The 17,971-nt window shown below is 63.8% G+C and carries 20 protein-coding genes; 18 read left to right on the top strand and 2 right to left on the bottom strand.

Annotated features, from left to right (window positions below; translation table 11 throughout):
• Positions 1–6 precede the first annotated feature (6 nt).
• The 18 genes from CRO59_RS09395 to CRO59_RS09310 all read left to right on the top strand — a co-directional run bounded on the left by CRO59_RS09395 (position 7) and on the right by CRO59_RS09310 (position 17,287).
• Positions 7–261, top strand: a complete 255-nt coding sequence (locus tag CRO59_RS09395) for an acyl carrier protein (RefSeq protein WP_003220947.1) — start codon at positions 7–9, stop codon at positions 259–261.
• Entirely contained in the window at positions 258–803 is a 546-nt protein-coding gene (locus CRO59_RS09390; RefSeq protein ID WP_027611342.1) for a membrane protein, read from the top strand. The genes CRO59_RS09395 and CRO59_RS09390 overlap by 4 nt, the downstream gene beginning before the upstream one ends.
• On the top strand, positions 800–2,479 hold the full coding sequence (locus tag CRO59_RS09385; RefSeq protein ID WP_097087041.1) for an acyl-CoA synthetase family protein: 1,680 nt from the start codon (positions 800–802) through the stop codon (positions 2,477–2,479). Before CRO59_RS09390 ends, CRO59_RS09385 begins: the two co-directional genes overlap by 4 nt.
• A gap of 128 nt (positions 2,480–2,607) precedes the next feature.
• Positions 2,608–3,342, top strand: a complete 735-nt coding sequence (locus CRO59_RS09380; protein ID WP_027611340.1) for a glycosyltransferase family 2 protein — start codon at positions 2,608–2,610, stop codon at positions 3,340–3,342.
• Complete coding sequence (locus CRO59_RS09375; RefSeq protein ID WP_096794709.1) at positions 3,339–4,286, top strand: glycosyl transferase; 948 nt, start codon at positions 3,339–3,341, stop codon at positions 4,284–4,286. The genes CRO59_RS09380 and CRO59_RS09375 overlap by 4 nt, the downstream gene beginning before the upstream one ends.
• Positions 4,267–5,811, top strand: coding sequence for a histidine ammonia-lyase (hutH, locus tag CRO59_RS09370; protein ID WP_097087039.1), 1,545 nt, complete (start codon positions 4,267–4,269; stop codon positions 5,809–5,811). The genes CRO59_RS09375 and hutH overlap by 20 nt, the downstream gene beginning before the upstream one ends.
• Entirely contained in the window at positions 5,804–6,229 is a 426-nt protein-coding gene (locus CRO59_RS09365; protein ID WP_027611337.1) for a thioesterase family protein, read from the top strand. Before hutH ends, CRO59_RS09365 begins: the two co-directional genes overlap by 8 nt.
• Positions 6,226–6,828 carry an outer membrane lipoprotein carrier protein LolA gene (locus CRO59_RS09360; protein ID WP_096794707.1) on the top strand — a complete coding sequence of 201 codons (603 nt, stop codon included), beginning with the start codon at positions 6,226–6,228 and terminating at the stop codon, positions 6,826–6,828. Before CRO59_RS09365 ends, CRO59_RS09360 begins: the two co-directional genes overlap by 4 nt.
• Positions 6,812–9,151, top strand: a complete 2,340-nt coding sequence (locus CRO59_RS09355; protein WP_097087037.1) for an MMPL family transporter — start codon at positions 6,812–6,814, stop codon at positions 9,149–9,151. Before CRO59_RS09360 ends, CRO59_RS09355 begins: the two co-directional genes overlap by 17 nt.
• Complete coding sequence (locus CRO59_RS09350) at positions 9,148–10,311, top strand: sodium:proton antiporter (RefSeq protein ID WP_097087035.1); 1,164 nt, start codon at positions 9,148–9,150, stop codon at positions 10,309–10,311. Before CRO59_RS09355 ends, CRO59_RS09350 begins: the two co-directional genes overlap by 4 nt.
• Positions 10,298–11,545, top strand: a complete 1,248-nt coding sequence (locus CRO59_RS09345) for an NAD(P)/FAD-dependent oxidoreductase (protein ID WP_097087033.1) — start codon at positions 10,298–10,300, stop codon at positions 11,543–11,545. The genes CRO59_RS09350 and CRO59_RS09345 overlap by 14 nt, the downstream gene beginning before the upstream one ends.
• Entirely contained in the window at positions 11,542–12,267 is a 726-nt protein-coding gene (locus tag CRO59_RS09340) for a class I SAM-dependent methyltransferase (protein ID WP_096794703.1), read from the top strand. Before CRO59_RS09345 ends, CRO59_RS09340 begins: the two co-directional genes overlap by 4 nt.
• The gene (locus CRO59_RS09335) at positions 12,267–12,857 is read left to right on the top strand and encodes a hypothetical protein (RefSeq protein WP_177408980.1); all 591 of its coding nucleotides are present in this window, start codon (positions 12,267–12,269) and stop codon (positions 12,855–12,857) included. Before CRO59_RS09340 ends, CRO59_RS09335 begins: the two co-directional genes overlap by 1 nt.
• Positions 12,854–14,050, top strand: coding sequence for a beta-ketoacyl-[acyl-carrier-protein] synthase family protein (locus CRO59_RS09330; RefSeq protein WP_097087032.1), 1,197 nt, complete (start codon positions 12,854–12,856; stop codon positions 14,048–14,050). The genes CRO59_RS09335 and CRO59_RS09330 overlap by 4 nt, the downstream gene beginning before the upstream one ends.
• Positions 14,047–14,511: a hotdog family protein gene (locus CRO59_RS09325; RefSeq protein WP_096794700.1), complete on the top strand. Its 465-nt coding sequence runs from the start codon at positions 14,047–14,049 to the stop codon at positions 14,509–14,511. Before CRO59_RS09330 ends, CRO59_RS09325 begins: the two co-directional genes overlap by 4 nt.
• A complete protein-coding gene (gene fabG / locus CRO59_RS09320; RefSeq protein ID WP_097087030.1) occupies positions 14,504–15,232 on the top strand; it encodes a 3-oxoacyl-ACP reductase FabG in 729 nt (242 codons plus the stop codon). The genes CRO59_RS09325 and fabG overlap by 8 nt, the downstream gene beginning before the upstream one ends.
• A complete protein-coding gene (locus CRO59_RS09315; RefSeq protein WP_096794699.1) occupies positions 15,232–16,458 on the top strand; it encodes a beta-ketoacyl-ACP synthase in 1,227 nt (408 codons plus the stop codon). The genes fabG and CRO59_RS09315 overlap by 1 nt, the downstream gene beginning before the upstream one ends.
• 25 nt (positions 16,459–16,483) lie before the next feature.
• Positions 16,484–17,287 (top strand): hypothetical protein, encoded by an 804-nt coding sequence (locus CRO59_RS09310; RefSeq protein WP_027611326.1) that lies wholly within the window; start codon positions 16,484–16,486, stop codon positions 17,285–17,287.
• A gap of 57 nt (positions 17,288–17,344) precedes the next feature.
• Here CRO59_RS09310 and CRO59_RS09305 read toward each other — a convergent pair whose 3' ends face one another.
• Together CRO59_RS09305 and CRO59_RS09300 are read right to left on the bottom strand one after the other, a co-directional pair.
• Complete coding sequence (locus tag CRO59_RS09305; protein WP_007943750.1) at positions 17,345–17,632, bottom strand: addiction module antidote protein; 288 nt, start codon at positions 17,630–17,632, stop codon at positions 17,345–17,347.
• Positions 17,629–17,934, bottom strand: a complete 306-nt coding sequence (locus tag CRO59_RS09300; RefSeq protein WP_041074898.1) for a type II toxin-antitoxin system RelE/ParE family toxin — start codon at positions 17,932–17,934, stop codon at positions 17,629–17,631. The genes CRO59_RS09305 and CRO59_RS09300 overlap by 4 nt, the downstream gene beginning before the upstream one ends.
• Positions 17,935–17,971: the final 37 nt, after the last annotated feature.

Genomic DNA, 17,971 nt, shown 5'->3' with positions numbered 1-17,971 from the left:
CGGACCATGCAAACTCGTGACGACATTTTCAACACCCTGCGCGATGCCTTGGTCGAGCTGTTCGAACTGGATCCGGCGCGGATCAGCCTGGAGTCCAACCTGTATCAGGATCTGGAGATCGACAGCATCGACGCGGTCGACCTGATCGATCACATCAAACGCCAGACCGGCAAGAAAATCGCCGCCGAAGAATTCAAATCGGTGCGCACCGTCGGTGACGTGGTCGAGGCGGTCTACCGTCTGGTTCAACCGGCCGCATGAGCCGATTGATCGGCCTCGGCCTGCTGCTGGCGGGGCTGCTGTACCCCTTTGCGGTGTATTTCGGCATGGAGCACTTCGCCCCGTGGCAGTTCGGACTGCTGCTGGGCGGGCTGTGGCTGGCGCGCGCGCTGACCGGCGAGCGCAAACCCGGCAGCCGCTGGATGGCCTGCGTAGCGATCGTGTTCTGCCTGCTGCTGGCGCTGTTCGACAGTCCGCTGTTGCTGCGCTGGTATCCGGTGCTGATCAGCGGCTTCATGCTGGTGCTGTTCAGCCTGAGCCTGAAATACGGGCCGCCGATGGTCGAGCGTCTGGCGCGATTGCGCGAGCCGCAATTGCCGCCCGAAGCGATCCGCTACACCCGCCAGGTCACGGTGGCCTGGAGCGTGTTTTTCTTCTGCAACGGTTTGTGCGCCGCGCTCCTGACCCTGTGGGCGCCGCTGCATTGGTGGATGTTGTACACCGGCCTGATCTCCTACGGATTGATCGGCCTGATGTTTGCCATTGAATGGCTGATACGACAACGGGTAAGAGGCCGTAAATGAACTGGATAAAACTTGAGCAACTGTTGCTCAAGGCCCTGCCGGAGCGCGCGATCAGCGCCGCCCCGGCGCTCGACCACACGCAACTGCGCGAGCAGGCGCTGAGCGTTGCCGCCGGCCTGCAGGCACGCGGCGTGCAGCGCATGGCGGTGCATCTGGAAGATGCCGCCGACCTCGCCATCGCCCTGCTCGGCGCCTGGCGCGCGGGCGTCGCCGTCCTGCTGCCCTCCGACCTGCAAGCGCAGACCCGCCAGCGCTGGTCGAGTGAGGTCGATCTGTGGTTGAGCGATCACCCCGATGATGCTCACTTGAGCGATCTGCTGCAGCCGGCCCTGCCCGGTGCTGAACTCGACCTCGAGCAGTGCCGCCTGAGCCTGTGCACCTCCGGCTCCAGCGGCGAGCCCAAGCGTATCGACAAGACCCTGCGCCAACTGGCCAACGAGGTCGAGGCACTGGAGCAACTGTGGGGCGCGGATCTGGGTGAAGCCTGGATCATCGGCAGCGTCGCCACCCAGCACATCTACGGTTTGTTGTTCCGGGTGCTGTGGCCGCTGTGCGCCGGACGGCCGTTCGTGCGCAGGCAACTGGCGTTCCCGGAAGACCTGCAGCGCGCCAGCCGCGAACACCCGGCCTTCGCCTGGGTCGGCAGCCCGGCACTGCTCAAACGCATGGGCGACAACCTCGACTGGCCGGCCCTGAGCGCCGTGCGCCGGGTGTTTTCCTCCGGCGGCGCTTTACCCGCAGACGCGGCACAGAGCCTGCAGCAACGCCTGCAACAGTGGCCGACCGAAATCCTCGGCAGCTCGGAAACCGGCGGCATCGCCTGGCGTCAGGGCGCCAGCCTGTGGCAGCCCTTCGCCGGGGTTGAACTGAGTCAGGACAGCGACGGCGCCCTGCTGATCGCCTCGCCCTACCTGCCGGCCGGGCATGTCGAGCACACCGCCGACGCCGCGCGTATCGCTGCCGACGGGCGTTTCGAACTGCTCGGGCGGCTGGACCGTATCGTCAAACTCGAAGAGAAGCGTATCTCCCTGCCGATGCTCGAACAGGCACTGGTCGCCCACGAGTGGGTCGCCGAAGCACGGCTGGGCGTGGTTCAAGAAAACCGTGCGGTGCTTGGCGCCTTGATGGTGCTCAGCGAGGCGGGCCTGTTTGCCTTGCGCGAGCACGGCCGCCGCAGCCTGACCGAAGCCCTGCGCAAACACCTGAGCCAGCATTGCGAGGCGCTGGCCTTGCCCCGGCGCTGGCGTCTGGTGCGGCAACTGCCGCTGAACAGCCAGGGCAAGCTGCCGCAGGCCGACATCGAAGCCCTGCTGCTGGCGCCACGGCCGAAAGCTCCGGAAGTGCTGGAGCAGGTCGAAACCGACGGCGAGTGGAGCCTGCAATTGAGTGTTCCGCCGGACCTGGCCTACTTCAGCGGCCACTTCCCCAAGGCCCCGGTGCTGCCCGGTGTGGTACAGGTCGAATGGGCGCTGAACCTTGGCCGACAACTGCTGAACCTGGCCGGCAAATTTGCCGGCATGGAAGTGCTGAAATTCCAGCAACTGGTGCGCCCGGGCGATGAAATCCAGCTGCACCTGCGTTTCGATCCCGAGCGCGGCAAACTGTATTTCGCCTACCGTAACGACACCGCGACCTGCTCCAGCGGACGAATCATCCTGGGAACTGCCGATGCATAACCTGTGGCGAGGGAGCTTGCTCCCGCTCGAGTGCGAAGCGCTCGCCAGCAATTTTATGTCGACTGGATTTGGGGCCGCTTCGCAGCCCAGCGGGAGCAAGCTCCCTCGCCACAGTGGGGATGTGTTCAATGCATAACCCTTGCGCCGTAATTCCGGTCTACAACCATGAAACCGCGATCGGCACCGTGGTCGACGCGCTGCTCGCCCAAGGCCTGCCGTGCATTCTGGTGGACGACGCCAGCACCCCGTCCTGCGCGCGAGTGCTGGATGCGCTGGCCGAACGCGAAAGCGTGCATCTGGTGCGCCTGACCCTCAATCAGGGCAAGGGCGGCGCGGTGATGACCGGCCTGCGCGAAGCTGCGCGTCTGGGCTTCACCCATGCCCTGCAGGTTGACGCCGACGGCCAGCACGACCTGCACGACGTCGCCCGTTTCGTCGAGGAATCCCGCGCCCACCCGGAGGCGATGATCTGCGGTTATCCGCTGTTCGACGAGAGCGTGCCCAAGGGCCGCTTGTACGCACGTTATCTGACCCACGTGATGGTCTGGATCAATACGCTGTCGTTGCAGATCCGCGATTCGATGTGCGGTTTTCGCGTCTATCCGCTGGCCCCGACGCTGGCGGTGATCGACTCGGCGCGGGTCGGCAAGCGCATGGATTTCGACTCCGACATCCTCGTGCGCCTGTCGTGGCGCAACCAGCCGATGCGTTGGCTGCAGACCAGCGTGCATTACCCGCTGGACGGCGTCTCGCACTTCCGTCTGCTGCACGACAACGCGCTGATTTCCAGCATGCACACCCGGTTATTCTTCGGCATGCTGCTGCGCCTGCCGCTGATCCTCTGGCGCCGGTGGCGCACATGAGCGTCGAGACCGACAAGAAGCACTGGGCCGACCGCGAAGAACGCGGCAGCTTCCTGCTGATGAAATTCACCGCGTTCGCCGCCAAGGTGCTTGGCCGGCGTCTGCTCAGTCCGCTGCTGTACGGCATCGTCCTGTACTTCTTCCTGTTCGGCCGTACCGCGCGCAACAGTGCCTGGCAATACCAGCAACGGCTGGCCGACTGGAGCCAGCGTGCCGAATTGCGACCGAGTTACTGGCGGGTGTTCCGCCAGTTCATGGCGTTCGCCGATTCGCTGCTCGACAAGCTCGACGTGTGGAACGGCAAGATCCGCATTGAGCAGATCGAAATCATCGACCCGGCATTGCTGCGCAATCAGTTGCGCGGCAGTCGCGGGCAACTGCTGGTCGGCGCGCACTTAGGCAACCTCGAAGTCTGCCGGGCGCTGGCCGAGATCGGCGAAAAGGTCACCATGAATGTGCTGGTGCACACCAAGCACGCGGAGCAGTTCAACCGTTTGCTGGGCGAGGCCGGGGCGACCAATCTGCGCCTGATTCAGGTCAGCGAACTGGATCCGGTGATCATGCTGCAACTGCACGAACGTCTGGAGCGCGGCGAATGGCTGGCGATTGCCGGCGACCGCGTACCGTTGCATGGCGGGCGCAGCGTCACCGTGGATTTTCTCGGCCACCCGGCAGCGTTTCCGCAAGGCCCGTGGTTGCTGGCCGGTTTGCTCAAATGCCCGGTCAATCTGCTGATGTGCCTGAAACAACCGGACGGCCACTATCGCCTGACCCTCGAGCCGTTCGCCGACAGCGTGACCTGGACACGCCGCGAGCGCGAGCAGGTCATTCATCAGTGGGCCACCCGCTATGCGCAGCGCCTGAGTCACTATTGCCTCGAAGCCCCGCACCAATGGTTCAACTTTTACCCTTTCTGGAAGACCGATGACGACGCCAACCCATGAGCCGGTAACCTTCGGCGAACGCCCTTTGCGCATCGAAGACGTGCTGGCCCTGGCCAACCGTCAGGCGCCCGTGCAGTTGCAGAGCGACGCCGCTTACCGCGAGCGCATCGCCAAAGGCGCACGGTTCCTCGATTCGCTGCTGGACAAGGAAGGCGTGATCTACGGCGTGACCACCGGTTACGGCGATTCCTGCGTGGTCGCGGTGCCGCTGCATCACGTCGAGGCACTGCCGCGTCATCTCTACACCTTCCACGGTTGCGGCCTCGGCAAACTGCTCGACGCGCAAGCCACCCGCGCCGTGCTGGCGGCGCGTTTGCAGTCGCTGTGTCACGGCGTGTCCGGGGTGCGCATCGAACTGCTGGAGCGCCTGCACGCCTTCCTTGAACACGACATCCTGCCGCTGATCCCCGAAGAAGGTTCGGTTGGTGCCAGCGGTGATCTGACGCCGCTGTCCTACGTCGCCGCCACCCTGTCCGGCGAGCGCGAAGTGCTGTTCCGTGGCGAACGCCGGCAAGCGGCCGACGTGCATCGCGAACTGGGCTGGACGCCATTGGTGCTCCGTCCGAAAGAAGCGCTGGCCTTGATGAACGGCACGGCGGTGATGACCGGCCTCGCCTGCCTCGCCTTCGCCCGCGCCGACTATCTGCTGCAACTCGCCACGCGCATCACCGCGCTCAACGTGGTCGCGCTGCAAGGCAATCCGGAACACTTCGACGAGCGTCTGTTCGCCGCCAAGCCGCATCCGGGGCAGATGCAAGTCGCCGCATGGCTGCGCAAGGATCTGGCGATCGACGCGCCGACCGCGCCGCTGCATCGCCTGCAGGATCGCTACTCGCTGCGCTGCGCCCCACACGTGCTCGGGGTGCTGGCCGACAGCCTGAACTGGCTGCGTGCGTTCATCGAGACCGAACTCAACAGCGCCAACGACAACCCGATCATCGACGCCGAAGCCGAACGCGTGCTGCACGGCGGGCACTTCTACGGCGGGCACATCGCGTTCGCCATGGACAGCCTGAAAAATCTGGTGGCCAACGTCGCCGACCTGCTCGACCGGCAGCTCGCGCTGCTGGTCGACGAGCGCTACAACCACGGTTTGCCGAGCAACCTGTCCGGCGCCCCGGCGGATCGCGCCATGATCAACCACGGTTTCAAGGCTGTGCAGATCGGCACCAGCGCCTGGACCGCCGAAGCGCTGAAAAACACCATGCCGGCCAGCGTGTTCTCACGCTCCACCGAGTGCCACAACCAGGACAAGGTGAGCATGGGCACCATCGCCGCCCGTGACGCGATCCGCGTATTGGAGCTGACCGAGCAGGTCGCCGCCGCCACCTTGCTCGCGGCCAATCAGGGCGTCTGGCTGCGCGGTCGCGATGAAGACGCACGCGCGCTGCCACCTTCGCTGGCCGCCATGCACGAAGAGCTGGCCAAGGACTTCCCGCCGGTCATCGAAGACCGTGCACTCGAAGGCGAATTACGCCTGTGTCTGCAACGTATCGCCGAGCAACACTGGAGGCTGCATGCGTAGCGCCGGAGTGCTGCACGCCGACACGGAAATCCTCGTACCGTTTTTCGACGTCGACACCATGCACGTGGTCTGGCACGGGCATTACGTCAAATACCTGGAAGTGGCGCGCTGCGCGCTGCTCGACCAGATCGGCCACAACTACACGCAGATGTCCGAGTCCGGTTACGCGTGGCCGATCATCGACCTGCAACTGCGTTATGTGCGCGGCGCGGTGTTCGGCCAGCGCTTGAACGTACGCGCCAGTCTGGTGGAGTGGGAGAACCGCTTGAAGATCAATTATCTGATCACCGACCTGCAGACCGGCGAACGCCTGACCCGTGCCAGCTCGGTGCAGGTAGCGGTCGAGATCAGCAGCCGCGAGATGCAACTGGCCTCACCCAAAGTGTTCACCGATGCGGTGGAAAGGATGCTGCGATGAACCTGTTCTGCAAATGCCTTGGCGCGATGGCGCTGCTCGCCGTGTCGACGCTGGCCAACGCCTTCGACCTGCAACAGCTCAGCGAGCAACTGGCGAAACCGGAAGTGATCCACGGCCAGTTCATTCAGGAAAAACACTTGCGCGCCCTGCCTCAGCCATTGATCAGCAAGGGCAACTTCGTCCTGGCGAAAAATCACGGCCTGCTCTGGCTGCTCAAGACCCCGCTGCAACAGGATTACCGCATCACCGCCAACGGCATCGCCCGTCGTGACGGCAACGCTTGGCAGTTGCTGCCGAACAAGAGCGCCGGTGCCGAACAGAACCGCTTGTTCCTCGCTGTGCTGCAAGGCGACAGCAGCGGTTTGCAACGGGATTTCGAACTGGCCCTGAGCGGCGACGCACAGCAGTGGAAGCTCACCCTGACCCCGCGCTCGGTGCTGCTCAAGCAAGTGTTCAATCAGATCAATATCGACGGCGGTGAGCTGGTACAGACCATCGAACTGCTGGAAACCCAGGGCGACAGCACCGTGCTGCGCATGCAGGACAGCACCTCCGGTCAACCGTTGAGCGAAGCGGAGCAACATGACTTTGCCGAGTGAGCGCAGGCTGCCGTGGCTGTTTCTGATCCTGCTGCTGGCGGTCGTCGCGCTGGCCGGGTGGCAGTGGCGCGACGGTGCGCCGCTGTCGGCCAACCTCATGGAACTGGTGCCCGGGACCAACCCTGACGCCCTCGAACTGCGCGCCGAACAACGCATGCAGGAACCGCTCAATCGGGAAATGCTGGTGCTGGTCGGCCACGCCGATCGCCAGCAAGCGGTGGCCATGGCGCAGACCCTCGGCGAGCAATGGCAGGCCAGCGGTCTGTTCGAAAAGGTTCAGTGGAACCTGCAGGCGGATCTGCCAGCGCTGCGCACGCAACTGCTGCAAGGGCGACTGGCGATGCTCTCAGCGGATGACCGGCAACTGCTGACCGAGCATCCCGATGCGTTCATTCAGCAACGGGTTCAGGCACTGTTCGACCCGTTCAACGGTTTCACCCTGGTGCCGAGCCAGGACGACTGGCTGGGCCTGACCGGACGCATTCAGAACAGCCAGCCGAAACACGGCGCGGTGCAACTGGACATCGGCAGCGGCGCACTGGTCGCCGATGCCGACGGCAAGAGCTGGGTGCTGCTGCGCGCGCGCACCACCGGCAATGCCTTCGACATGAACCTGCCGCTGAAAGTCGCCGATCTGCTGCAGCACAGTCGCGAGCAGGCGGCGAAATCCGACGTGCAACTGTTGGCCGCCAGCGGTCTGCTGTACGCCGCCAACGGCCAGCAACAAGCCACCCGCGAAATGACCTGGGTCGGCGGCGGCGCCACTCTCGGGATTCTGTTGTTGCTGCTGTTGGCGTTTCGTCGCTGGCGGGTGCTGCTGGCGTTCGTGCCGGTGCTGGTGGGCATGCTGTTCGGCGCGGTGGCCTGCGTGGCGCTGTTCGGCCACATGCACGTGATGACCCTGGTACTCGGCTCCAGCCTGATCGGCGTGGCGGTGGATTACCCGCTGCACTATCTGTCGAAAAGCTGGAGCCTCAAGCCGTGGCGCAGCTGGCCGGCGCTGCGCCTGACACTCTCCGGACTGACGCTGAGCCTGATCACCAGCGCCATCGGTTATCTGGCGCTGGCCTGGACGCCCTTCCCGGCGCTGACACAAATCGCGGTGTTCTCTGCCGCAGGATTGCTCGGTGCCTATCTGTCGGCGGTGTGCCTGCTGCCGGCCCTGCTGAACAACGTTGAGCTGCAACCGGCGCAATGGCCGCTGCGTCTGGCCGAGCGCTTGGTGCAACTGCGCGAAAACCTGCTCGAACACGTGCGCACCCCGGTGCTGCTGGCGCTGTTGATCGCGTTCTGCGCCGGCGGTCTGGTGCAGCTGCAAAGCAAGAACGACATCCGCCAGTGGGTCGGTGCGCCACAACGCCTGACCGATGAAGCGCAGACCATCGCGCGCATCACTGGCTATCAGCCGACCAGCCAGTTCTTCCTCGTGCGCGGCGCCAATCAGCAGCAACTGCTGGAGCGTCAGGCCGCGTTGAGCGAGCGTCTGCAGCAACTGGTCAACCTCGACAAACTGCAAGGCTATCTGGCCCTCGATCAACTGCTCAGTCCGCCGAGCCAGCAACAGCAGGTTCGCGAAGCGCTGAGCAAACTGCCGCAATACTGGCAGCCACTGCTCGAGCTCGGCGTACCGCTCGCGGCGTTGCAAACCGAGTTGCAGCAGTTGCAGAACCTGCCTGCCGAAGACATCGACGCGGCACTGGCCGGGCCGTTAGGCGAGCCTTACCGTACGCTGTGGCTCGGCCCGACCGCTGACGGCGTGGCGGCGATGACCAGCCTGCAAGGCCTGAACAATCCGTCACTGCTGCGGGTGCAAGCCCTGGACTTGCCGGGGGTGATGCTGGTGGATCGTCTCGGCGAATTGAACAACGTGTTCGCCGCGACCCAGATCAGCGCCGCCGAACTAAAACTCGCCTCCTGCGTGTTGATTGTGCTGGTGCTGACCGTGCCGTTCGGCTTCGGCGGCGCGTTGCGCATCGTCGCCTTGCCGCTGCTGGCGGCGCTGTGCAGCCTGGCCAGTCTCGGTTGGCTCGGTCAGCCGCTGACCCTGTTCAGCCTGTTCGGCCTGCTGCTGGTAACGGCGATCAGCGTCGATTACGCAATCCTCATGCGTGAGCAGGTCGGCGGTGCGGCTGTCAGCTTGCTGGGCACCTTGCTGGCAGCGCTGACGACCTGGCTGTCGTTCGGTTTGCTGGCGGTGTCGAGCACGCCGGCGGTGAGCAATTTCGGCCTGGCGGTCAGCCTCGGGCTGGCCTTCAGTTTCATTCTGGCGCCGTGGGCCGGACGTCACGTCCACCGCGCCGCCGTCGTGGAGCCGGCAGCGTGATGGTCGTCGGTTTCTGGCTGATGGCCTTGGCGCTGTTCGCTGTGGCGACCCGTGCCGGTCGGCATTTCGGCCTGATACCGATCGTCAGCCAGTTGCTGCTGGCGAGTTTCGGTTTGCCGTTGTTGATGTACTTCTGGATCGAACCGGGCTGGCAGCTCAGCGGTGCCGAACTGATCGCGCCGGGGTGGCTGAAAGACCTCTACAGCCTGAGTTTTGCGCTGTTGCTCGGGCACATTCTCAGTGATGTGATCGACCTGCGGCTGGACCGCCAGAGCGTGAAAATCGCCGTGCCGAGTTTTGCCGTGCCGTTCGCCTGCGGTCTGGCCGCCGCCTGCTGGCTGCTGCCGGCGCAACCGTGGCTGAACTCGCTGGCCATTGGGCTGGTGTTCGCGATCACGGCGATCCCGGTGCTGTATCTGTATTTGCGTCACATCGACTACCCGCCCGCCGCCACCCGGCGTCTGGTGCAGACCGCCATCCTCATCGACCTGACCTGCTGGACGCTGTTCGGTCTCGCTCAGGGCAGTCTGCATCTGAGCAGCCTGTTGTTGCCGCTGGGACTGGCCTGCGTGCCGCTGCTGTTGCATCTGCTGCGCGTGCGTCGACCGCTGACCTACAGCCTTGGTTTCTTTGCGCTGCTGGTGCTGGCCGAGCACTACAAACTCAACGCACTGATTTTCGGCATCGGTTATCTGCTGTGCATAGCCTTGCTGAAAGTGCCGCTGGTGCTGCCATTGCCGGCGCGGTGGATGAGCCGTTTGCAGACATGGATCGCGATCCCGCTGATCCTCACCTTCGGTATCGTGCAGATTGACGTGCACAGCGCCCTCGCCAGCCTCGGCGCGGTGCAATGGGCGGCGCTGCTGCTGTTGCCGATTGCCAGTAAACTGCTCGGCAACTGGCTGGGCCTGGGCTGGGCCGGTGCGTCGTTCGAAGGCGCCAGCCGCTGGCGTGAAAGCGTGCTGCTGAATATTCGTGGCCTGAGTGAAATCGTCTTTCTCAACCTGTTGCTGCAACAACAGCTGATCAGCCCGGCGCTGTACTTCGCGCTGATGCTGATGGGCCTGATCGCGACGCTGTTGCCGGCCCTGATCGGCCTGCACCGCGCGCCCCTGAAAACCACCGCCACTGCGCCCGGGAGTTCACGTGCCAACCGTTGAAATGCAACGTCGTCAGGTAGTGATCATTGGTGCCGGCCCTTCCGGCGCCATCGCCGCTGCGCTGCTCACGCGCAAGGGCCACGATGTGCTGGTGCTCGAGCGCCAGCACTTCCCGAGGTTTTCCATTGGTGAAAGCCTGCTCAGCCATTGCCTGGACTTCGTCGAAGAAGCCGGCATGCTCGACGCCGTCAACGCCGCCGGCTTCCAGCGCAAGACCGGTGCTGCGTTCGCTTGGGGCGAGCGCTACAGCGCCTTCGATTTCAGCGACACCTTCACCGCAGGTAAACCCACCACGTTCCAGGTGCAGCGCGCCGATTTCGACAAGCTGCTGGCCGATCAGGCTGCACTGCAAGGTGCCGAGATCCGTTACGGCGATGCCATCGTCCGCGTTGATTTCGACCGGGCCAAACCGCAGCTCGACGTGCTACGCGAAGACGGCAGCGAGTACCGCGTCGAAGCGGATTTCGTACTTGACGCCAGCGGCTACGGGCGCGTGCTGTCGCGTTTGCTCGAGCTGGAAGCGCCATCGAATTTCCCGGTGCGCCAGGCGGTGTTCACCCACGTTGAAGATCACATCGACAACCCGGCCTTCGACCGCGAGAAGATCCTCGTCACCACCCACCCCGAGCACCGCGACATCTGGTTCTGGACGATCCCGTTCAGCAACGGGCGCTGCTCGGTGGGCGTGGTGGCTGCCGCCGAACACTTCAAGGGTCGCGACAGCGATTTGGACGCCTGCCTGCGCGGCTTCATCGCCGAAACCCCAAGCCTCGCCGGCGTGCTGAACAACGCGGTGTGGGACACTCCGGCGCGCACCCTCGGTGGTTATGCGGCGAATGTGAAAACCCTGCATGGCCCCGGCTTCGCCCTGCTCGGCAACGCCGCGGAATTTCTCGACCCGGTGTTCTCCTCCGGCGTGACCATCGCCATGCGTTCGGCGAGCATGGCCGCCGCCGTCCTGCACCGACAGTTGCAGGGCGAAACCGTCGATTGGCAGCGCGAGTTCGCCGAACCGCTCAAACGTGGGGTCGACACCTTCCGCTGCTACGTCGAAGGCTGGTATGCCGGCACCTTTCAGGACGTGATTTTTTATCAAGACAGTCAGGCGGAGATTCGCCGAATGATCTGCTCGATCCTCGCCGGTTATGCCTGGGATGAACGCAACCCGTTCGTCAGCGAAGCGCGCCGCCGGTTGAAGATGATTTCCGAACTCTGTGCAAAGGACGCCCCATGAATTACTTGAGCGACAGCTACGTCGAGGAAACCCGCTTCGGTTTCTGGTTCCTGCGCAGCCACACCTGGCAGCACCATGTGTTGCGCGTGGCGATCAACGATTTGCGCGGGTTGTTCAGCGAGTCGCTGCCGGCCAGTCCGGTGTTGCTGGATGCGGGCTGTGGTCAGGGCAAATCGTTCCGCCACCTGCGCCAGACCTTCGCCCCACAGCGTCTGATCGGCGTCGATGCCGACCCGCACAGCCTGCAACTGAGCGCCGAAGAAGCGGCGCGCCAGGGTTTCGATGTCGAGCTGATCGGCAGCGACTGCGCAACGCTCAATGTGGCCGATGCCAGTGTCGACCTGCTGTTCTGCCACCAGACCTTTCATCATCTGGTCGAACAGGACAAAGCCCTCGCCGAGTTCTATCGCGTGCTCAAACCGGGCGGTTATCTGCTGTTCGCCGAGTCCACCGAGGCTTACATTGATACCTGGGTGATTCGCTGGCTGTTCCGCCATCCGATGCATGTGCAGAAGAGCGCGGCGCAGTACCTGGAGATGATTCGCCAGCAGGGTTTCGAGTTTGGCGAGCGCAATGTCTCGTACCCGTATTTGTGGTGGAGCCGGTCGCAGGATTTCGGACTGCTGGAGCGGTTTGGATTGCGCCGGCCGAAGCCGTTTGGCGAGCGTGAGGAAACGTTGGTCAACGTTGTTGCCCGAAAACCGCTTGAAGGTGGTCTCTGATGCGACACATAACCTGTAGGAGTGAGCCTGCTCGCGATAGCGGTGGGTCAGCCAACATGTTTTTCGAATGTGCCACCGTCATCGCGAGCAGGCTCACTCCTACAAGGTTTGTGGTGTGGCTGATGTTGGTGATGTTTACCCTGCTAAGTGGTTGCGCCAGCCAGGCCCCGCTGCCCGCGAGCAACCCGACGCTGCCGTTACCGCTGCAATTGCACATCGAACGCCAACAGGCCGATCAGCGCCAGGACTGGCTGCTGGTGATCCAGCGCGAAGGCCCCGGCATCCGCTGGTCGATGATGGATCCGCTGGGCATCCCTCAGGCGCGTCAGCAACTGATCGACGGTCGCTGGCAGGCCGACGGGCTGCTGCCGCCCAATCCGGAGGCCCGGGAGCTGTTTGCCGCGCTGCTGTTCGCCCTGACCCCCTCCGGCGAACTGGCGCGCAATTACCCCGCCGCGCAGCAGCAGGGCGAGCAACGCACGCTGGCGCCGCGCTGGGCGGTCCGTTATGCACAACCGTTGAGCTTCGAATTGAATCTGCCCCAAGGCCCGCACTATCGGGTTTCTCCCCTCGGTGAACCGACGCCATGACTGCCTACCTCAATGCCCTCGGCGTGATCTGCGCGCTGGGTCGCGACAAGCACCAGGTCGCGCACAACCTGTTTGCCGGTGACTGCTCGGGCATGCGCCGCGAGTCCGGCTGGGTGGCCGGGCGTGAGTTGCCGGTGGCGGCGGTGCACGGTGAACTGGCGGCGATTCCGGCCGAACTGGCCGACCAGAGCAGCCGCAATAATCAACTGCTGCTGGAAGCCGCACTGCAGATTCGCGAGGACATCGATCGGGCGATCCAGACCTATGGTCGCGCGCGCATCGGCGTGGTGCTCGGCACCAGCACCTCGGGGATCGACGAAGCCAGTCGCGGGTTGGCGCACTACCTTCGTGAGCAGCAGTTCCCGGCCGAGTACGACTATCGGCAACAGGAACTCGGCGCCCCGGCGAATTTTCTCGCCGACTGGCTGCAACTCAGCGGCCCGGCCTACGTGATTTCCACCGCCTGCACGTCCAGTGCGCGGGCGTTGATGAGCGCGCAGCGCTTGCTCGATCTGGGCCTGTGCGACGCGGTGCTGTGCGGCGGGGTCGACAGCCTGTGCAAACTCACGCTCAACGGTTTCAGCGCGCTGGAAGCGGTGTCCGACGAGCGCTGCAATCCGTTCTCGGCCAACCGCAACGGCATCAACATCGGCGAAGCGGCGGTGCTGTTCCTGATGAGCAAGCAACGCGGCGACGGCCCGGCCATTGCCCTGCTCGCCAGCGGTGCCAGCTCCGACGCGCACCATATTTCCGCGCCGGAACCGAGCGGCCGCGGCGCCCTGCAAGCAATGCAGAAAGCCTTGAGCCGCGCACAGCTGCAAGCGGCGCAAATCAGCTACCTGAACCTGCACGGCACCGCGACCCAGCACAACGATGCGATGGAAAGTCTGGCGGTCGCCACGCTGTTCCCGGGCGGCGTGGCCTGCTCGTCGACCAAGCCGATGACCGGCCACACCCTCGGTGCTGCCGGTGCGCTGGAAGCAGCGTTCTGCTGGCTGAGCCTGAGCGCCGACAACCCGCAGCAAGCCTTGCCGCCGCACGTCTGGGACGCTCAGCCCGACCCCGAGTTGCCGGCGCTGAAGTGGGTGACCACGAGCGAGCGCCTGTCGTCCATTGCACCCCGCTACCTGATGAGCAACTCGTTTGCTTTCGGCGGCAACAACGTCAGCCTGATTATCGGAGACGCCCCATGAACGACTGGCCGCTCGCCGAACTGCTGCCCCACGCTGGCGACATGATTCTGCTCGACCGCATCCTCAGCTTCGACGAGGAACAGATCCACACCCGCCTCACCGTCAAGCCCGACGGCTTGTTCAATCTGCCTGACGGCAGCCTGCCGGCGTGGGTCGGCGTCGAGCTGATGGCGCAAAGCGTCGCCGCGTTCGCCGGTTGCCACGCGCGGCAGAAGGGCAATCCGGTGGAGCTGGGTTTCCTCCTCGGCACGCGTAAATTCGAGTGCAACGTCGAGGCGTTTCCGGCCGGCAGCGAACTGACCATCCATGGCATCCGCTCGCTGGAAGACGACAACGGCATGGGGGTTTTCGAATGCCACATCAATGCCCCCGGCATCGAGGCCAGCGCCCGCCTGAACGTTTTCCGCCCGCCGCAGCCCAGCCAATACCTTGAACAAAACAGAGAGTCGAACGATGACTGAATCCGTACTGGTCACCGGCTCCAGCCGTGGCATCGGCCGCGCCATTGCCTTGCGTCTGGCGCAGGCCGGGCATGACATCGTCCTGCATTGCCGCAGCGGAGTGGCTGAAGCCCAGGCCGTGAAAGCCGAAGTCGAAGCGCTGGGCCGCAACGCGCGCATCCTGCAATTCGACGTCGCCGACCGCGAAACCTGCAAAACCATCCTCGAAGCCGACGTCGAAACCCACGGCGCCTATTACGGCGTGGTACTCAACGCCGGCCTGACCCGCGATGGCGCTTTTCCGGCGTTGAGCGATGACGATTGGGACGTGGTGCTGCGCACCAATCTCGACGGTTTCTACAACGTCCTGCACCCGGTGATGATGCCGATGATCCGTCGTCGCGCCGCCGGTCGGATCGTCTGCATCACTTCGGTGTCGGGTTTGATCGGCAATCGTGGCCAGGTCAACTACAGCGCCTCCAAGGCCGGGGTGATCGGTGCGGCGAAAGCGTTGGCGATTGAACTGGGCAAGCGCAAAATCACGGTTAATTGCGTCGCGCCGGGCCTGATCAACACGGCGATGCTCGACGAAAACGTGCCGGTGGAAGAGCTGATGAAAATTATCCCCGCGCAACGCATGGGCACCCCGGAAGAGGTCGCTGCTGCGGTAAATTTCCTGATGTCGGCGGAAGCCTCGTACATCACCCGCCAGGTCCTGGCGGTCAACGGAGGCCTGTGCTGATGAAGCGCGTTGTCGTCACCGGCATGGCCGGCATCACCTCGCTGGGCAGCGACTGGCAGACCATCGCCGGCAACTTCGCGGCCAACCGCAGCGGCATCCGCCGGATGGACGAGTGGGACCGCTTCAGCGAACTCAACACCCGTCTGGCCGGGCCGATCGATGATTTTGTCGTGCCGCCGCACTGGACCCGCAAACAACTGCGCAGCATGGGCCGGGTGTCACGGCTGGCGGTGGGTGCGGCGGAACAGGCGCTGGCTGACGCCGGCCTGCTCGGTGACGAAACCATCAAGGACGGGCGCATGGGCGTGGCCTGTGGTTCGTCCACCGGCAGCACCGACGAGATCAAGGCCTTTGGCAACATGCTGCTGAACTCGGTGGCCGAGGGGCTCAACGCCAACTCCTACGTGCGGATGATGCCGCACACCACCGCGGCCAACATCAGCATTTTCTTCGGCCTCACCGGACGCCTGATCCCGACGTCCAGCGCCTGCACCAGCGGCAGTCAGGGCATCGGTTACGCCTACGAGGCGATCAAGTTCGGACGGCTGCCGCTGATGCTCGCCGGCGGTGCCGAAGAACTGTGCCCGACCGAAGCCATGGTCTTCGACGCGCTGTACGCCACCAGCCTGAAAAACGACGCGCCACAGACCAGCCCACGTCCGTACGACAAGGGCCGCGACGGTCTGGTGATCGGCGAAGGTGGCGGCATGCTGGTGCTTGAAGAGCTGGAGCATGCGCTGGCGCGCGGGGCGCGGATCCACGCCGAGATCGTCGGTTTCGGCAGCAACGCCGACGGCCAGCACACCACCCGCCCCGAGCAGATCACCATGCGCCGCGCCATGGAGCTGGCGCTGGAAGACGCCGGGCTGACGCCGGATGCCATCGGTTACGTCAATGGTCACGGCACGGCTACAGAACAGGGCGACATTGCCGAAACACTGGCGACCAGCAGTCTGTTCGGCGAACACATGCCGATCAGCTCGCAGAAGAGTTTCCTCGGCCACACGCTAGGGGCCTGCGGGGCGCTGGAGTCATGGTTCAGCATCGAGATGATGAATCGCGACCTGTATGTGCACACGCTCAACCTCGACGAGGTCGACCCGCACTGCGGCAAGCTCGATTACCTGCGCGGCGAATTCCGCCAGATGCATCACGAGTACGTGATGAACAACAATTTCGCTTTTGGTGGCGTCAACACCTCGTTGATTTTCCGCCGCTGGCACTGACCGCAACACGTTTGGAGTGAAGGGAATGACTCAGTTTCACCGCATCGCCGCCCTGCTGGCCCTGGCCTTTGTGCTCGGCGGTTGCACCAGCAAACCGGTTTACAACGCCAAGGAAGAGTTCTCGCCCAACCTCGGCTTCACCCAGCAACAGATGAGCCGCGCCATCGTCACCGCGCTCAATGATCGCCAGTGGGTGGTGCAGTCGGTGCGCCCGGGCATGATCAAAGCGGCGATTACCGTACGCGGCCGTCACCACGCCGAAGTCGACATCCCGTTCAGCCCGACCTCGTTTGAAATCGACTACCGCAGCAGCTACGGCCTCGACGCCAAGGACGGCAAGATCCACGGCAACTACAACCGCTGGGTCAACCGCCTGCGCGACAATGTGCTCAAGGAACTGTCGATCAACCCGGACATCGAGTTCGTCAACGACCTGGGCATCGTCAAGCAAGGCGCCGACGAACCGACCTACCTGAGCTTTCGCGAGGGCGTCAAACGCGCCACCGACGCCGGCCTGCTGGACGGCAGCGTGAAGTTCTACCTGGCCGGCGAAACCCTGCCCAAGCAAGTGCGCAAACTCGACACCGTGAGCAGCAGCCGCAAGACCAATGGCTCGAACAAATCCGACGCCGACGCCTGCTTCTGGGCGCTGCAGTCGGCCCTCGCCACCCTGCAGAACGCCGCGAAAAAAGCCGACGCCAACGCCGTGATCAACATCGCCAGCGTCGACCAGCGCGACCTGTACAAAGACACCGAGAAATTCCAGTGCCGCGCCGGCCTGGTGGTGTCGAGCGTGGCGTTGCGTGGGGATTTGGCGCACGTTGATTGATTGAACTGTAGAAACGACAAAGGGCGCCTTGCGGCGCCCTTTGCTATTCTGTTCAGCTCAAGTGCTGGCATGTAACTTCAAGCCCAACGCCTTTACCACTTTCAGAATCGTTCCAAACTCAGGATTTCCTTCACCTGACAGTGCACGGTAGAGACTTTCTCGAGACAGCCCGGCGTCACGTGCGACTTGGGTCATGCCTCGCGCTCTCGCAATGGTGCCCAGTGCCTTGGCGATAAAGGCAGGATCATCTCCAGCCTCCTCCATGCAGGCATCCAGATAATTGGCCATGTCCTCTTCTGTCTTGAGGTACTCGGCTGAGTCCCAACGAGTGAATTGTTCGGTCATGGGTTTTGCTCCTGCCAAGACTCCGCGATGAGCCTGGCTTGCTTGATATCTCGGGGTTGGCTGCTCTTGTCTCCGCCACAAAGGAGGATGACCACTTGCCGACCTTGTTGCATGAAATAGACTCGATATCCGGGGCCATAGTCAATTCTGACTTCGCTGAGCCCCTCACCGACGGCTTTGACATCACCAAAATTCCCATCGGCCATACGATCAATGCGCACCTGAATACGCATCCTGGCGCGGCTGTCAGCCAGCTTCAAAAGCCAGCTGGAGAATGTTGAACTTCGAATAATCTCGGGCATGCTCGGAAGTGTAGCCCTTGAGCTACACATGTTCCAG

This window comes from Pseudomonas sp. LAMO17WK12:I5 (genome assembly GCF_900215165.1).
GTDB lineage: Bacteria > Pseudomonadota > Gammaproteobacteria > Pseudomonadales > Pseudomonadaceae > Aquipseudomonas > Aquipseudomonas putida_A.
This window is presented reverse-complemented; position numbering and strand designations above follow the sequence as displayed.

Coding starts and splice junctions, on each gene's coding strand:
- CRO59_RS09330 (WP_097087032.1), top strand. CDS start 12,854: ATGACTGCCTACCTCAATGCCCTCGGCGTGATCTGCGCGCTGGGTCGC.
- CRO59_RS09355 (WP_097087037.1), top strand. CDS start 6,812: ATGACTTTGCCGAGTGAGCGCAGGCTGCCGTGGCTGTTTCTGATCCTG.
- CRO59_RS09360 (WP_096794707.1), top strand. CDS start 6,226: ATGAACCTGTTCTGCAAATGCCTTGGCGCGATGGCGCTGCTCGCCGTG.
- CRO59_RS09325 (WP_096794700.1), top strand. CDS start 14,047: ATGAACGACTGGCCGCTCGCCGAACTGCTGCCCCACGCTGGCGACATG.
- CRO59_RS09315 (WP_096794699.1), top strand. CDS start 15,232: ATGAAGCGCGTTGTCGTCACCGGCATGGCCGGCATCACCTCGCTGGGC.
- CRO59_RS09390 (WP_027611342.1), top strand. CDS start 258: ATGAGCCGATTGATCGGCCTCGGCCTGCTGCTGGCGGGGCTGCTGTAC.
- CRO59_RS09310 (WP_027611326.1), top strand. CDS start 16,484: ATGACTCAGTTTCACCGCATCGCCGCCCTGCTGGCCCTGGCCTTTGTG.
- CRO59_RS09305 (WP_007943750.1), bottom strand. CDS start 17,632: ATGACCGAACAATTCACTCGTTGGGACTCAGCCGAGTACCTCAAGACA.
- hutH (WP_097087039.1), top strand. CDS start 4,267: ATGACGACGCCAACCCATGAGCCGGTAACCTTCGGCGAACGCCCTTTG.
- CRO59_RS09395 (WP_003220947.1), top strand. CDS start 7: ATGCAAACTCGTGACGACATTTTCAACACCCTGCGCGATGCCTTGGTC.
- CRO59_RS09335 (WP_177408980.1), top strand. CDS start 12,267: ATGCGACACATAACCTGTAGGAGTGAGCCTGCTCGCGATAGCGGTGGG.
- fabG (WP_097087030.1), top strand. CDS start 14,504: ATGACTGAATCCGTACTGGTCACCGGCTCCAGCCGTGGCATCGGCCGC.
- CRO59_RS09385 (WP_097087041.1), top strand. CDS start 800: ATGAACTGGATAAAACTTGAGCAACTGTTGCTCAAGGCCCTGCCGGAG.
- CRO59_RS09380 (WP_027611340.1), top strand. CDS start 2,608: ATGCATAACCCTTGCGCCGTAATTCCGGTCTACAACCATGAAACCGCG.
- CRO59_RS09365 (WP_027611337.1), top strand. CDS start 5,804: ATGCGTAGCGCCGGAGTGCTGCACGCCGACACGGAAATCCTCGTACCG.
- CRO59_RS09340 (WP_096794703.1), top strand. CDS start 11,542: ATGAATTACTTGAGCGACAGCTACGTCGAGGAAACCCGCTTCGGTTTC.
- CRO59_RS09300 (WP_041074898.1), bottom strand. CDS start 17,934: ATGCCCGAGATTATTCGAAGTTCAACATTCTCCAGCTGGCTTTTGAAG.
- CRO59_RS09375 (WP_096794709.1), top strand. CDS start 3,339: ATGAGCGTCGAGACCGACAAGAAGCACTGGGCCGACCGCGAAGAACGC.